At 63.4% G+C, this 13,942-nt stretch carries 15 protein-coding genes and 1 pseudogene; 10 read left to right on the forward strand and 6 right to left on the reverse strand.

The window, feature by feature from the left end; genetic code table 11:
* Nucleotides 1-22: 22 nt before the first annotated feature.
* From ACY65G_RS25980 to ACY65G_RS26000, 5 genes and pseudogenes are all read left to right on the forward strand, one after another.
* Nucleotides 23-364: pseudogene (locus ACY65G_RS25980) on the forward strand (helix-turn-helix domain-containing protein); the annotation flags it as partial.
* Nucleotides 365-1,366: 1,002 nt separating this feature from the next.
* Nucleotides 1,367-1,912, forward strand: a complete 546-nt coding sequence (locus ACY65G_RS25985) for a PEP-CTERM sorting domain-containing protein (RefSeq protein WP_465000177.1) — start codon at nucleotides 1,367-1,369, stop codon at nucleotides 1,910-1,912.
* A 391-nt stretch (nucleotides 1,913-2,303) separates the two neighbouring features.
* Nucleotides 2,304-2,855, forward strand: a complete 552-nt coding sequence (locus tag ACY65G_RS25990) for a PEP-CTERM sorting domain-containing protein (RefSeq protein ID WP_465000178.1) — start codon at nucleotides 2,304-2,306, stop codon at nucleotides 2,853-2,855.
* Nucleotides 2,856-2,895: 40 nt separating this feature from the next.
* On the forward strand, nucleotides 2,896-3,459 hold the full coding sequence (locus ACY65G_RS25995; protein ID WP_465000179.1) for a PEP-CTERM sorting domain-containing protein: 564 nt from the start codon (nucleotides 2,896-2,898) through the stop codon (nucleotides 3,457-3,459).
* A 144-nt stretch (nucleotides 3,460-3,603) separates the two neighbouring features.
* Nucleotides 3,604-3,999, forward strand: coding sequence for a hypothetical protein (locus ACY65G_RS26000; protein WP_465000180.1), 396 nt, complete (start codon nucleotides 3,604-3,606; stop codon nucleotides 3,997-3,999).
* Between the two features lie 3 nt (nucleotides 4,000-4,002).
* Here the strand turns inward: ACY65G_RS26000 and ACY65G_RS26005 are convergent, their stop codons facing one another.
* Complete coding sequence (locus ACY65G_RS26005) at nucleotides 4,003-4,611, reverse strand: GNAT family N-acetyltransferase (RefSeq protein ID WP_465000181.1); 609 nt, start codon at nucleotides 4,609-4,611, stop codon at nucleotides 4,003-4,005.
* On the opposite strand from ACY65G_RS26005, the gene ACY65G_RS26010 reads away from it, so the two are divergent.
* Nucleotides 4,610-4,909, forward strand: coding sequence for a putative quinol monooxygenase (locus ACY65G_RS26010; protein WP_465000182.1), 300 nt, complete (start codon nucleotides 4,610-4,612; stop codon nucleotides 4,907-4,909). The two genes, ACY65G_RS26005 and ACY65G_RS26010, sit on opposite strands and share 2 nt — an antisense overlap.
* A 72-nt stretch (nucleotides 4,910-4,981) precedes the next feature.
* Entirely contained in the window at nucleotides 4,982-5,284 is a 303-nt protein-coding gene (locus ACY65G_RS26015) for a hypothetical protein (RefSeq protein WP_465000183.1), read from the forward strand.
* Between the two features lie 24 nt (nucleotides 5,285-5,308).
* Here ACY65G_RS26015 and pncB read toward each other — a convergent pair whose 3' ends face one another.
* The 3 genes from pncB to ACY65G_RS26030 all read right to left on the reverse strand — a co-directional run bounded on the left by pncB (nucleotide 5,309) and on the right by ACY65G_RS26030 (nucleotide 8,188).
* Nucleotides 5,309-6,523 carry a nicotinate phosphoribosyltransferase gene (pncB, locus tag ACY65G_RS26020; protein WP_465000312.1) on the reverse strand — a complete coding sequence of 405 codons (1,215 nt, stop codon included), beginning with the start codon at nucleotides 6,521-6,523 and terminating at the stop codon, nucleotides 5,309-5,311.
* A 36-nt stretch (nucleotides 6,524-6,559) separates the two neighbouring features.
* The gene (locus ACY65G_RS26025) at nucleotides 6,560-7,426 is read right to left on the reverse strand and encodes a cysteine hydrolase family protein (protein WP_465000184.1); all 867 of its coding nucleotides are present in this window, start codon (nucleotides 7,424-7,426) and stop codon (nucleotides 6,560-6,562) included.
* Nucleotides 7,427-7,573: 147 nt separating this feature from the next.
* Nucleotides 7,574-8,188: an FMN-dependent NADH-azoreductase gene (locus ACY65G_RS26030; protein ID WP_465000185.1), complete on the reverse strand. Its 615-nt coding sequence runs from the start codon at nucleotides 8,186-8,188 to the stop codon at nucleotides 7,574-7,576.
* Nucleotides 8,189-8,288: 100 nt separating this feature from the next.
* Between ACY65G_RS26030 and ACY65G_RS26035 the strand changes: the two genes are divergently transcribed.
* Entirely contained in the window at nucleotides 8,289-9,206 is a 918-nt protein-coding gene (locus tag ACY65G_RS26035) for a LysR family transcriptional regulator (protein WP_465000186.1), read from the forward strand.
* A 150-nt stretch (nucleotides 9,207-9,356) separates the two neighbouring features.
* Nucleotides 9,357-10,640 carry a hypothetical protein gene (locus ACY65G_RS26040; protein ID WP_465000187.1) on the forward strand — a complete coding sequence of 428 codons (1,284 nt, stop codon included), beginning with the start codon at nucleotides 9,357-9,359 and terminating at the stop codon, nucleotides 10,638-10,640.
* Nucleotides 10,641-11,067: 427 nt separating this feature from the next.
* Here ACY65G_RS26040 and ACY65G_RS26045 read toward each other — a convergent pair whose 3' ends face one another.
* Together ACY65G_RS26045 and ACY65G_RS26050 are read right to left on the reverse strand one after the other, a co-directional pair.
* Complete coding sequence (locus ACY65G_RS26045; protein ID WP_465000188.1) at nucleotides 11,068-11,379, reverse strand: chaperone modulator CbpM; 312 nt, start codon at nucleotides 11,377-11,379, stop codon at nucleotides 11,068-11,070.
* A 12-nt stretch (nucleotides 11,380-11,391) separates the two neighbouring features.
* The gene (locus ACY65G_RS26050) at nucleotides 11,392-12,315 is read right to left on the reverse strand and encodes a DnaJ C-terminal domain-containing protein (RefSeq protein ID WP_465000189.1); all 924 of its coding nucleotides are present in this window, start codon (nucleotides 12,313-12,315) and stop codon (nucleotides 11,392-11,394) included.
* Between the two features lie 153 nt (nucleotides 12,316-12,468).
* On the opposite strand from ACY65G_RS26050, the gene ACY65G_RS26055 reads away from it, so the two are divergent.
* Nucleotides 12,469-13,857 carry an MATE family efflux transporter gene (locus ACY65G_RS26055; protein ID WP_465000190.1) on the forward strand — a complete coding sequence of 463 codons (1,389 nt, stop codon included), beginning with the start codon at nucleotides 12,469-12,471 and terminating at the stop codon, nucleotides 13,855-13,857.
* Nucleotides 13,858-13,942 lie beyond the last annotated feature (85 nt).

Genomic DNA, 13,942 nt, shown 5'->3' on the forward strand with positions numbered 1-13,942 from the left:
ACAAGTTGAGTGGGGAACCGGAGTGATCGACGTGGCACTACTAGGCATTATTCGACGCTGGCACATTCGTGACCAGGTCCCCCTTAGAGAGATCGCCAGACGCTTAGGCATCTCAAGAAACACTGTCCGGCGCTACCTGCGCGAGGAAATCACCGAGCCGGCCTACACCGAGCGGCGCTCGCGCAGCGCAATCGACAAATACTCGATTCAACTTTCAGCCATGCTCAAGACCGAGGCAGCACGATCTAGAAAGCAGCGGCGTACGCTAAAGCAGATCCATGAGGACCTGAAGGAATTGGGATTTGAGGGTTCTTACGACAGGGTTGCAGCGTTCGCGCGGGTGTGGAGGGAGGGTCAAACTGAGCGGGTCAATCCATCAAGCAAACGAACACTTTAGAAGCCTATGGACGACAATGTTCTTCACAACCGTAATATTTTCAACCTCAGGCGGCATGATGGAGCTCAGCAAGTTTGCAAACTGCTATGTTCTCCTGGAAACTAAAGTTTGGCAAGGAACGTATGACTGAGAGGGCTCAGCAGCTACAGTCTTCCCGCCAATGTTCTCGCTACTCAATGACAAAGTGTTGCATTTGCACCACTACGCGTCGCCGGTTGTAACATCTGATGCAGTCCAATGCTATCTACCGCTGAGCGGGGTATCACTGGAGGTATTAGCTTTAAATTTTATCACAATGCACATGCAAGTTATTGATTATAAATATTATTATTTGTAAGTTCGATAGCCACCGTCTCCACCACCGAACAAAAGAAAAGGCCCCTAGCTCGCTAGGGGCCTTTTCTTTTGTTCTTGTGGTTCCGACGACGGGAATCTCATCTGCGTCCGTTCACGGACGGCGGAACGGGGAATTCAGGCCGCATGCGGCCTGCCCGTGAAGCGACTCCCGCTTGCAAGCGGGAGGCTATGGGCTTTGGCGGGGTTGCGCCGAGCACTGCTCGGCGCCGCCAAAGAGACGTGCGCTTGCAAGCGCACGTCTCTTCGATTCGCCCATTCTCGACATCGCTTCGCGATGCCGCTACCGCCCGGCGGGCTTGCTGGCGCACCAAGTCAATTGCCGGGCATAGCTTGCAGACATAAGCATGCAGGTCCATGCAACCCAAGTAGCAACAGCATCGTCGCATCCACCCCACATCCCCAAAACCTCTCATCCACACCATCCCGCCACGCTCTCCCAGCAGCAGCCATACCCCCTTGCAACCTGCAGTTCCCCCAAGAATAACTCGCATGAAAATCTTGAAAAACCCTCAAGGAAAACGATCGACATGCAAGAAAACAGTCGCATACTGATCTTCCTGTCGCCTTATTCACAGGTTCCTTCATCGAAATTCTTTTGAGAAAGCGAACACCATGAATATCCAGAAACTGTTCCGTGCAGCCCTTGCAACGAGCGTCCTCTTCATTGGTTTGACCCAGGCGGCGCATGCCGACATCGTCACGCTGACCGGAGATACCACCGGCGGCCCGGCATATAACCGAACCTTTGCCGACTTCTCGGATTACTCCCCAAATGGCGAAGGCGTTTCTTATCGAACGCATGAAATCACCGTCGATATGGATGGCGACTATTCATTCGTGGCAACGGGATTGGGGTTCGATACCTTTGCCTTCCTGTATGAAGGCTCGTTCGACGCGACAGCGCCCTTTATCAACGGTCTTGCCGGCAATGACGATGCAATCAGCCTCAATACCTCCGGATTCGAGGCAACACTGAATACTGGCATGACCTATGTATTCGTCATGACCGGATTCGACAGCGAACAATTCGGTGCGTACAGCGTGACGATTGCCGGACCGGGGATGATCTCGGCCGTTCCAGAGCCTGCCACATGGATGATGCTTGCGCTGGGCGTTGCTGCGGTGGGCTATACGCAACGTCGGCGACGCCTGCATTAAACCACTCCCCTTTCGGGGGATGACATCATCATCAAAAGCGGAGACATTCTCCGCTTTTTTATTGTCCAATCGGCTTATTGCCTGAATGACTGATACGTGGATTATCCATGTCGCATGAAACCAACACCAGCCGAACGAATACTATTTTCGCGGAATGCAGGCATTCCACTCTACAGAACATAGCCATAAATCATTTTAAGATTCCACTAATAAATATTCATAACCTAATTCTTAAATAAACCTCAGGGCATTGCACCATAAAGAAAACTCACATGCAATACTGATCCGGCCTGTCGAGTTATCTCTTCGGGAGCTGTTTGCCGGGTCATGGCTGGCACATCGATAACAGTGCCGGTTTTCACGTTCATTATTCTCACAAGGAACCATAGCGATGAATTTCACCAAGCTTTTCCGTACAGCGTTTGCCGTCACCGCGCTGTTCGCCGGACTCATGAGTACTGCAAAGGCCGATTTCCATATCGAACGCGGCGACACGACCGGAAGCCCCACCCTGGACGTAGGCGCGATCTACATCGATGCCGGCAATGCCGTTCCCTACAATCAGCTGACGTTCGAGGTGACGCAGGCAGGCACCTACCAGTTCCTTGAAATCGCCGAGTTTGATAGCGCTATCTTCCTCTATGCAGACAGCTTCGATCCTGCCGCTCCCACGGCAAACCTGATCGCCCTTAACAACGATATCTTTACGCCGGACGATTCCGGCTTCGACACGTCCGGCTTTGTTTCCTTCCTGGTGCCGACCGTGAAGTACACCTTGTTGCTGTCCGGTATTGCGGACGACGAATTCGGCAAGTACAGCCTGACGATCGGCGGCCCGGGCAGCGTCGTTATTTCCTCGGTGCCGGAACCGTCCACGTGGCTGATGCTGGGCCTGGGCCTTGCCGCCGTCGGCTACACGGCACGCCGCAAAGCTGCCCGCTGATGCAACGTCACAACCAACCACTACATTCCAGGGAAACGCCATGAACATCACGAAACTGTTCCGTACCGCGCTGGCGGCATGCGCACTGTTTGCAGGGGTAACGAGCACCGCCAACGCGGAATTCTTCAGCCATGTCGGTGACTCGACCGGCGCGCCCACGTGGGATGTCGACGCCGCCTTCGACGCCGCCGGCACCTCGGTGCCTTACCAGGCATTCGATTTCCATGTCGACGAGGACGGCACGTACAAAATCCTTCTTGCCGCCCGTTTCGACAGCATGGTCATCCTGTACGAAGGCGGCTTCGACGCGTCGAAGCCGAACGAAAACCGCGTGCGGTTCAGTGACGACCTGCTGTCGCCCAATACATCGGGCCTGCGCTGGGGGCTGACGGCCGGTGAGCAATACACGTTCGTCGTGACCGGCTTCAACGATTCGGAATACGGCGCCTACTCGTTTACGATCGGCGGCCCGGGCAACATCACGCCGGGCCCGGTCTTCAACAACCCGGTCGCCGCCGTGCCGGAACCATCGACCTGGCTGATGCTGGGCCTGGGCCTGGCCGCCGTGGGCTTCACGGCGCGCCGCAAGGCCGCGCAAGGCTGATGCTGTAGTGATAAAACGGCGGAGTCGCGACTCCGCCGTTTTGCATATTGCCTGTCCTCCTACACCCTCTTCTCTCGCGCGCCTATTCCGCAGTGCAAGGCTGGCGCCTACGATGGTCGTCACTCAACCGACAAGGAGACCATCATGCAAGATCAGGACAAACCCGGCCGTACCTACGACCAGAAAACCCATGACGGCACGAGCAGCGCGGCAACGATGGGCACGGGCGGTACCGGTCGCACGGGCACGGATGAAGGCTACGACGAAGCCGCCAACACCCCATGGACCGGCAACCAGCAGTCCGACACCCGCACGGATGACCTGCTGTCCGACGGCTCGGAAGCGGACCAGGACGGAGAAGGTTTCGTCAGCGACGGCACCAGCGATCTGGGCACCCAGCGCGGCAGCGGCAACCGCCAGCAGGCGCGTGACGAGGACCATGAGCAAAGCCTGTCCGGCGGCGGCCGGCCCTCCGATCCGACCGGCCTGCAAGGCTCGGCCGGCAACCAGCAGTCGAGCGACGACAACCGGCAGGGCTGATCCTTAAAGCCCGGTAAATGCACCCCGCGGCAGCCGGTACAGCACGTGCCGCGACAACGGATGCCCAGCCGGTAATGCAGGGTGCGCGAAATCCCCATCGGCATCGCGCACCATTCCCAGCCGTTCCATCACGCGGCGCGAACGCAGGTTGTCCGCTACCGTGAACGACACGATCTCTTCCAGGCCTAGCTGTTCAAACCCGAAACGGAGCGCCGCGCGTGCGCCTTCGCTGGCCAGCCCCTTCCCCCAATATTGCGACGCCAGCCGCCAGCCAACTTCATGGCACGGCGCGAATGCTGTCGCGAAATCCTGGTACTTCAATCCCACGAAACCGGCCAGTTCGCCGGTCTCCCGCAGCTCGGCGGCGAAGTAGCAGCAGCCATGTTGCGCGTACATCGCGTTCTGCGCCGCGAACAGTCGCCCGGCCTGCTCCGGCGTCGCGGGCCCGGGCAGGAATTGCGTGACCGCCGGGTCGGCATTGAGCGCCACGAACGGTGCCACATCGTCGTCGCGCCACAAACGCAGCAAGAGCCTATCGGTAGCCAATACCGCCCTGCTTTCCGCGCGTGGTTGAGGCACAATGCCTGGATTACTCATCAGGAGACCTTTCATGATCCACGAAATCGCCGAACTCACGATCAAGCCTGGCACCCGCGATGCCTTCGAAGCCGCCGTGCGCGAAGCCGTGCCCCTGTTCCGACGCGCCAAGGGTTGCGTATCGATGCGCATCGACCGCACCATCGAGCGCCCCGAAACCTACCGCCTCGTGATCGGCTGGGAAACGCTGGAGCACCACACGGTGGACTTCCGCGGCAGCGAAGACTTCACGGCCTGGCGCGGCCTCGTCGGCGGCTATTTCGCCGAGCCGCCGAAGGTGGAGCATACGGAGACGGTGGTGCAGGGCTTCTGACAGGGCACCGGCGCGCCGCCCTTGTTGTTTTTGCAGCACAATGACGGCACGTCAACCCCTACAGGAACTGCCATGCCAGACACGATTCACCGCAACTTCAAGACGGTCGAGGATGCCGAGGCCGCCCGCGCCGCGCTGCTCGACGCCGGCTTCCAGGGCTCGGCCGTGCAACTGAACCTGCACGACACGCGTGCCGCCGACACCGCCACGCAGGCCGTCGACAACATCATGGAATCGCTGACACCGGACGATGCGGACAATACCGATCATCCGGTGCAGCGCCCGGCAGCGCTGCTGACCGTGGACGTCGACTCCAGCGACCAGCGCGAGCAGGCCACCACCATCATGCTGCGCTACGGCGGCGCCGAGGCCTGAGCCCCGGCCCTCTTCATCATCCGATCATGCGGCAGGGTGTTCGAACACCTGCCGCAGGTAGGCGAGGAAGGTCTCGTCCTTGCTCATGGTCTTGCCCGGCGAATCCGACAGCTTCGCCACCGACTGGCCGTTGCAGCGCACCAGCTTCATCACGATGTTCAAGGGTTTGACGCCCAGGTCGTTCGTGAGCCACGTGCCGATGCCGAAGCCGGTCATGATGCGGTCGGCGAAATGGCGGTACAGGAAGATGGCCTTGTCCAGATCCAGGCCGTCGGAAAACACCAGCCGCTTCGTGTTCGCGTCGATGCGCAGACGCGCATAGTGCGCGATCGCCTTTTCGCCCCACTCGACCGGGTCGCCCGAATCGTGGCGCAGGCCGTCGAACAGCTTGGCGAAATACAGGTCGAAGTCGCGCAGGAATGCATCCATGCCCACCACGTCCGTCAGCGCCGTGCCCAGGTCGCCGCGGAATTCCTGCACCCAATCCTCCAGCGCCGCTTTCTGGAAATCGCGCAGGCGCACGCCGAAGGCCTGGAACGACTGCATGTACTCATGCGCCATCGTGCCGAGCGGGTGGATCTTGTAGCGCATCGCCAGGTACACGTTGGACGTGCCCTTGAAGAATTCCGGCACCTCGGTCGCCAGCCGGCCCACCACTTCGTCGTGCCAGGCGCTCGAGAAGCGGCGGCGCACGCCGAAATCGAAGAACTCAAACGGATTGCGCTGCATCGGCTCCTGGCCGAATGCCTTCAGCGCGGCGATCTTCGCATCGAGGCGCCGGCGCCCTTCGGCCAGGGCCGATTCCTGGTCGAAGCGCCGGAAGTACAGCTCGTTGACGATGTACAGCACGAAGATCTCGAAGCCCATTACGTGTACCTGCGGGCCACGCGCATGGATCAGCAGTTCGTCGCCGTTCGCCTCCACCGTGATGAACTTGCGCTGGAAGCGGAACACGGTCAGGAAGTCGACGAAGTCGCTCTTGATGTAGCGGAGCGAGCGCAGGTATTCGAGCTCTTCCTCGCGGAATGTCAGCGTGCACAGGTGGTCGAGCTGGCGCTCGATTTCCTCCTGCAGGTCCGTGAGCGGATAAGCGGGCTGGTTGCGGCACTTGAACTCGTATTCGGCCTGCGCACCCGGGTGCCAGTGCAGCAGCGCCTGCCACATCGAAAATTTGTACAGGTCGGTTTCAAGCAGGCTGCGGACGACGGGCCTGAAGTCGCCGCCCGTGTTGTCGGTCATGTCGGTCATGTCGGTCTTGTCGGTAGTGTCGGTCATTCAGCGCCCCGCGTTCACGAGCAGTTCCTGCACCACGTCGGATGCCTGGGCAAAGCCGACGCCCGCCGCGCGCATGCGTTCGAAGAACGCCGCCTGTTGCGCCTCGAAACCTTGCACGGGGCTCATGCAATCGGTGATCAGCACGAGCTTCGATGCATCGGCGCCGAAGCGCTCGGCGATATGTTCCACCGTGGATTTCACGCAGTGGCTGCCCGCTTCGCCGGCGATGTACACGCGGTCCGAATCCTTCAGGCTGTCGAGCAGCTTGCGGTTTTCCTGCGTGTCCGGTTCGCCCGCATCGGGCACCTCGGCCATCACGGCCGAATAGTGCTCGGTCCACGGGTTCGAGCCCTTGGCCACCTTCGCCACCACACCCAGCGCCGCGTCTTCCCAGCGGTTGTAGGCGGTGCGCACGGCGTCGTGCACGTTATGGCCCCAGGTGCCGATCTCGCAGTGCACCGGCCACACCATCAGCCGGTAGCGGCCGGCCGTTTCCAGCGCGTCGAGGTAGGCCAGCGCGCGCTCCCTGGCACGCGGATCGCGCGGCAGGAAGCGGCTGGCACGCACGTCGGCTGCGGTGATTTCGGTGAATGGCGTTACCGGGCCGCCGTCGCCGGCCAGCCAGAACGTGGGATGCGCCACGTGGTAGCGGTGGTGAGAATCGAGCGTGACGGTGATCGCCGCGATGCCTTCACGACCCCGCTCGATCAGTTGCGCCAGGCGCAGCATGTCCGCATGGGCGCCCGGCACCGGCAGCGCGGGCATGCGCGCCCGGCCGGTGGCCGCGTCGATCGGCAGGGATTCGGCGGGCAGGTCGCAGAAGTCGTTCTGGGGGTCGATGACAAGCAGGTGCAGTCGGTCTTTCATTGATAGGCTCCGTGGGGCAGCAAACCCCATCATACCGGCTGGCATGAAAACCTACCAAACGCGTGCGGAGACTGCTGCTCAGCCCGTGTCCCGGTGCCTGGCAGTCGGCCTATAGGCCGACAACACGGGCTGAGCAGCAGGGAAGCCTTATGCGGCGGCCAGTTCGTCGATCGACTGCCGGCTTTTCGCCAGCGTGTCGGCCAGTGCCTGCTCGCCCAGCGCCACGCCTTCGGCCTGGATGAAGCTGATGTCGGTGATACCGAGGAAGCCCAGCACGGCGCGCAGGTAGGTGGCCAGGAAGTCGTAGCCGGCCGCGGGGCCTGCGCTGTAGACGCCGCCGCTGGCCGTGAACACATACACCTTCTTGCCGCCGGCCAGGCCGACGGGGCCCGTTTCCGTGTACTTGAATGTGCGGCCGGCACGGGCGATGTGGTCGATGTAGGCCTTCAGGCCGGACGGCACGGAGAAGTTGTACATCGGCGCGCCGATCACGATCACGTCGGCGGCCAGCACTTCGTCCACCAGCTTGTCCGACAGTTTTACCGTGAACGCCTGCTCCGCGTTGCGCGCCTCGGGCGGCGTGAAGAACGCGCCCAGCATTTCCTCGGTCAGGTGCGGCACGGGATTGGCCGCCAGGTCGCGCTCGACCACCGTGTCGGCGGGATGGTTCGCTTTCCATTTGGCGATGAACTCGGCGGACAGTTGCCGCGACAGCGAACCGGAAGACCGCACGCTGCTGTTGATGTACAGGACGTTTGCCATGATGAACTCCTCGATAAGTGATTGATTGCAGCCATCATAGAACGGCATTAATATCGATGAAATCCCCTTTATTTCAATCAATACAATCGATTTTCTGGATATGAGAGAACCTGGCCTCCCCTCGCTCGACCAGTTGCGCGTGTTCATCGCCGTCATCGACCATGGCGGTTTCGCGCACGCGGCACGGGCACTGCACCGCACGCAATCCGTCATCAGCTACACGATCGCCAATCTCGAGGAACAGCTGAACATCGCCCTCCTCGACCGCGGCCGGCGCAAGGTCACGCTCACGGAAGCGGGCAAGGCGCTGCTGGCCGACGCCCGCGCGGTCTCGGCCAGGGTCGATGGCATGCGCGCCCGCGCCAGGGCGCTCGGTGCCGGCCTGGAGGCGGAGGTATGCCTGGTGGTCGACGTGATGTTCCCGATGTGCCGCCTTGTCATGCTGCTGGAATCGTTCCAGCGCGAGTACCCGACCGTCGCGCTGCGGCTGCACACGGAAGCGCTGGGCGGCGTCGCCCAGATGGTGCTGGATGGCCGCTGCCAGCTGGGCATCAGCGGCATGCCGGTACACCTGCCTGACAATATCGAGCGCCAGCTGGCCGGCCATGTGACGATGATGCCCGTGTGCGCCCCGGGCCACCCGCTGGCGGCGATCGACGGCGTGATACCTGCGGCCACGCTGCGCGAGCACCTGCAACTGGTGGTGACGGACCGCAGCCCTCTGACATCGGGCCAGGACTTCGGCGTGCGCGGCCTGCGCGACTGGCGCCTGGCCGACCTGCACTCCAAGCATGCGCTGCTGCGGGGCGGCCTTGGCTGGGGCAGCATGCCGGAAGCCATGATCGCCGAGGACCTGGCCAATGGCCGCCTCGTGCGCCTGCGCGTGCAGGATGGCGATGCGTTGCAGTATCCGCTGTTCGTCATCCACCGCGCGGACGACCAGCTGGGCCCCGCCGGCGGCTGGCTGAAGGAACAGTTCCTCGAGCTGGACTATACGCTGCCGCACGGCGCCTACTGAACAACAATCCAGGACAGCCGCGCCTTCGACTTCCTACATGGGCGCGGCGTGTGCGCTGACACCCATGCCACGCGCGCCGTCCTACGATAAACCTCTGCCGGGACCGGGCCACGAGCCGGTTCCGATCACGACTTCAAGAGGAGATCGCACATGACCAGGGAAAAGGACCAACTCACCAATACGCAGGACGCGGGCACTTTCACGCAGAGCGGTAACCACGCCGCGGGCGAGCCGGCAAACGACACCACGCAAGTCAACAGGGCACCCAACATCAATCCGGGGGCGAGCAAGCAAAGCGGCCCCATCGGCAACTCGGGAGGAACGGACATGACACAGCAATCGATCGGCGGCAGCGGCGCACAGGACGGTATCAGCGGCACCCCATCGGGCACGCAAGGCGGCGAGAGCGGTCAGGGCATCAACCAGGGCGGGCAGAGCCAGCAAAGCGCGCAGGGCCACTCGCAAGGGCAATCCGACTATCTGGGCGGCTCACCCGGCGGCCAGGGAGGCGTACGCAACGATCCGCGCACGCAGCTCGACCCGCAGGAATCGAACCGCGACAGCTATGGCGCCCAGCAATCGGGCGCCACGTCGGGCGAGGTCGGCGACGGCCGCAGCGAGCAGCAGGTGGCCCATGGCGGCAGCCAGGCGTCGCAGCACAGCAAGGGGCGCGACGACGGTTCGGCGCCCGGCGCCGGCACGGCCCAGCGCGGCACCGGCGGCAGCCAGCAGCTCGGTAACCAGCAGTCGAGCAGCCCGGGCGGTTCGGGCGGCATGGCCGACAAGCTGCAAGGCGGTCCCGGCAACCAGCAATCGGCGAACAGCAAGGGCGGCCCCGGCCAGAACGGCCTGTCGCAAATGAAGGAACAGCAGCAGCAAGGCGGCCCGGGCAGCGGTCAATCGCAGCAGATGGAGCAGTCCACTCCGCGTGCCGGCTCCGGCGGCGGCCACGGTGGCCAGCACTCGGGCGGCATGGGGGGCGAACGGGGCGGCGATTTGCACGACGTGGGCGCGCAAAGCGGCCAGACGGGCCGCGGCGGCATGGGCGGCAACAATGTGGAGATGCAGGGCTCCAGCAAGGGCAACCAGCAATCCGGCGACAACCTGATCGGGCAAACGACGCAGGGCAGCGGCGGCAGCCAGTCGGCCGACCGCGACAGCCTCGACGCGCTGCCGGCCGATGCGATGGGCGGCGAGCGCGTGGGCATGGGCAGCCGCGGCAACAGCCAGCAATCGGACAAGGCGGGCAACGCGCAATCGGGCACGTGGAAAAACCAGTCCGTGCCGAACAACCGCAGCGACAACGAACAGTCCGACCGCCAGCTCGGCATGCAGGGCTCGCCAGGCGAACCGGGGCACGACATCGATGACATCGGCACCAAGCAGTCCGGCGGCGGCGGCTCGCGCGGTGGTGGCTCGGAAGACCAGCGCTAAAACAAACCCCTGACAAACCCGTGACCGGCACCGATTAACTTTGCCTGGTGTCGGACATTTTTTCCGGGCGCCTCATCCGGAAAAAGTGTCCGACACCGGTTTTCGGCTCAGAAAATCGGCACCTCATATGAAAACCGGTGTCCGACACCGAAAAGCCGGTGTCCGACACCAGACCGCCAACGCCGCTGGCCACAAACCCGTGACCGGCACCGATTAACTTTGCCTGGTGTCGGACATTTTTTCCGGGCGCCTCATCCGGGAAAGTTGTCCGACACCGGTTTTCGGCTCAGAGAATCGGCACCTCATGTGAACACCGGTGTCCGACACCGAAAAGCCGGTGTCCGACACCAGACCGCCGACGCCGCTGGCGGCATCGAATAATCGCCAAGCGGGGGGCTTTACCGAACCCGATGCCAATCACCGGGCTCTATGCCAGCCCGGCAGCGCGCAGCCTGCGCTGCAGCCGCCTTACTTCCTCCGTCAGATCCACCACCAGCGCCGCCACTTCCTCGTTCGCGTCGAAATCGCGTTCGATGCGCAGCAGGCTGCGGGCGCGCACGAGGTCGACGCTGGTGAAGCGCCACGCTTCGGGTGCCGCTGCGGTACCGCCCAGCAGGATGCCGGTGCGCACGCGGTGCACGATCCAGCCTGGTTCCACGGCGCAGGCTTGCGCCAGTTCATCGAGCGTCAATGCCGTCTCGTCGAGCGGCACGGCGCGGATCGGTTGTTCGCTTGCCATCGCCCTTCCTCCTCACAAGCCGCGCCGCGGTTCGAAGTTGAACTCGCGGGCCATCCGTTCATACAGCGCCTTTGCCTGCGCCGTGTCGGCCGGCGGCAGCGCGATCTCCAGCAGCAGGTACAGGTCGCCGGCCGGCGCGGCGGCGGTGCCGGGAATCCCCTTGCCCTTCAGCCGCAGCTTGCGCCCGCCTTGCGAATTGGCCGGCACCGTGACCGACACGCGGCCGGACGGCGTGCCCACCTCGATGCCGGCGCCCAGCGCGGCTTCCCACGGGGCCACCGGCACGGTCTGGAACACGTCGCGCCCTTCCACGCGGTAGCGGCGCTCCTCGGCGAAGCGGATCTCCAGGTACAGGTCGCCGGCGGCGCCGCCACCGCTGCCCGGCTGGCCCTGCCCGGCCAGGCGCAGTTGCTGGCCCTCCGTTACGCCTTTCGGGATCGTCACGTCCAGGGTGCGCTGGCGCGTGATCACGCGGCCATGGTCGTCCGCCTCGGGCACGCGCAGGCCGATGGTGCGGCTGGCGCCCTGGTAGGCATCCTGCAGCGCGATCTCGATGACGGCGTGGCTGTCGTCGCCACGCATCTGGAAACCGCGCCGGCGGCCCCCCACGTGGGCGAACAGGTCCTGGAAAAAATCGTTGTCGGCAGCGCCGCCATCGGATTCGAAGCCGGAGCCCCAGTCGGGCGGCGGGCGGAAGCCGCCGTCCTCGGGTTGCCGGTAGCGCGCGCTGCCCAGTTCATCGTACGCCGCGCGCTTCTCCGCGTCGCCAAGCACGCCATAGGCTTCGTTCAGCTCCTTGGTCTTCGCGTCGGCGTCGGCTTCCTTGCTGACGTCCGGGTGGTACTTGCGCACCAGCTTGCGGTAGGCGGCCTTGATGTCGTCGGCGCCCGCCGTCTTCGGTACGCCCAGCACCGCATAATAATCCTTGTACTCCACGATATCGCTCTCCGAATCGGACAACTTCCCGGGTTCACTGCTGCCTGAAAGCTTACAACAAAACCACGCCGTATCCGCTCCCGCACCAGTACAGTGCACGCACCTCCCATCTGTGGGTAGAATCGCAAGTTCTCCCTACTCGAAACGCCATCGATGCCCTACACATTCACGCTGTCCAACATCCGCAAAGAAGCCTCGGCATTGTGGCAACTGGCCTGGCCCGTACTGATCGGGCAACTGGCCACGGTGGGCATGGGCGTGGCGGACGTGGCGATGACCGGCCATACCAGCGCCGCCGAACTGGCCGCCGTGTCGCTCGGCGCTTCCGTGTGGTCGATCATCCTCGTCACGGTCAACGGCACGATGATGGCCGTGAACACGGTGGTCGCGCACCAGGTGGGCGCAGGCAGGTTCGACCTGATTGCGCACTCGGTGCGGCAGTCGCTGTGGAAGGCGGTGGGCGTGGGCATCGTGGCGGCGCTTGCCGCCAACCTCGCCACGCTGCTGTTCGATCATCTGCAACTCGACCCCGAGGTCAACGCGCGCGCCTCGATGTTCGTGCACATCGTCAGCATCGGCTTGCTGCCGTTCGCGGCCTACCGCACGCTGTATGGCTACAGCGCCAGCATCAACCAGACCAAGCCCGTGATGGTCATCGCGATCATCGGCCTGCTCGTCAACATCGCCGTCAACTGGGTACTGGTGTTCGGCAACCTCGGCTTCCCGAAGATGGGCGCGCTAGGCTGCGCGGTGGCTACCGGCACCGTGGTGTGGCTCGACCTGCTGGCGATCGTGCTGTGGATCCGCATCGCGCCCGCCTACAAGGCGTCGTACCCGTTCGACAAGTGGGAATGGCCGCACTGGCCCGAAGTGTGGAACATGCTGCGCCTGGGCGTGCCGATCGGTGTCACCTACTTCGCCGAGGTCAGTGTGTTCGGCGCCGTCAGCCTGCTGGTGGCGCGCTTCGGCGTGGTCACGGTATCGGCGCACCAGATCGCCCTGAACTTCGCATCGCTCACGTTCATGGTACCGCTGTCGTTCGGCATCGGCATGATCGCCCGCGTGGGCCAGGCGCTGGGCGAAGGCAATCCGCAGCGCGCCCGCTTCGCCTCGTTCGTCGGGTTGTGGATGTCCACCGGTTTCGCCGTGCTGTCGGCCCTGTTCATCGCCATCTTCCGCCACCAGATCGCCGCCGCCTATACGTCGGACGTGGCGGTGCAGGAAATGTGCGCCCACCTGCTGCTGTTCGCGGCGCTGTTCCAGTTGTCCGATGCCGCGCAGGTGGCGGCATCGTGCGCGATCCGCGGCTACAAGGTCACGCGCGGGCCCATGGTGATCCAGCTGATCGCCTTCTGGGGCGTGGCGCTGCCGGTCGGCTGCGTACTCGGGCTGGCGCCACAGTGGGTGCCGTTCGCGCCGGGCGAACCGATGTCGGCCACCGGCTTCTGGATCGGCCTCGTGCTGGGCCTGACCGTGGCGGCCGTGCTGCTCATCGTGTACCTGCAACGGCTGTCGCGCCAGAGGGCGCTTGCGACAATTTGAGGTATGCGCGATGCACCAAACGAAAATCGGCACCCGGTGCAGTATTCCGAACTTTCGCGCCTCGCCAGCCGTAGCTGAGTCTGGT

The sequence above is a fragment of the Pseudoduganella sp. jia 12 genome (assembly GCF_055502675.1).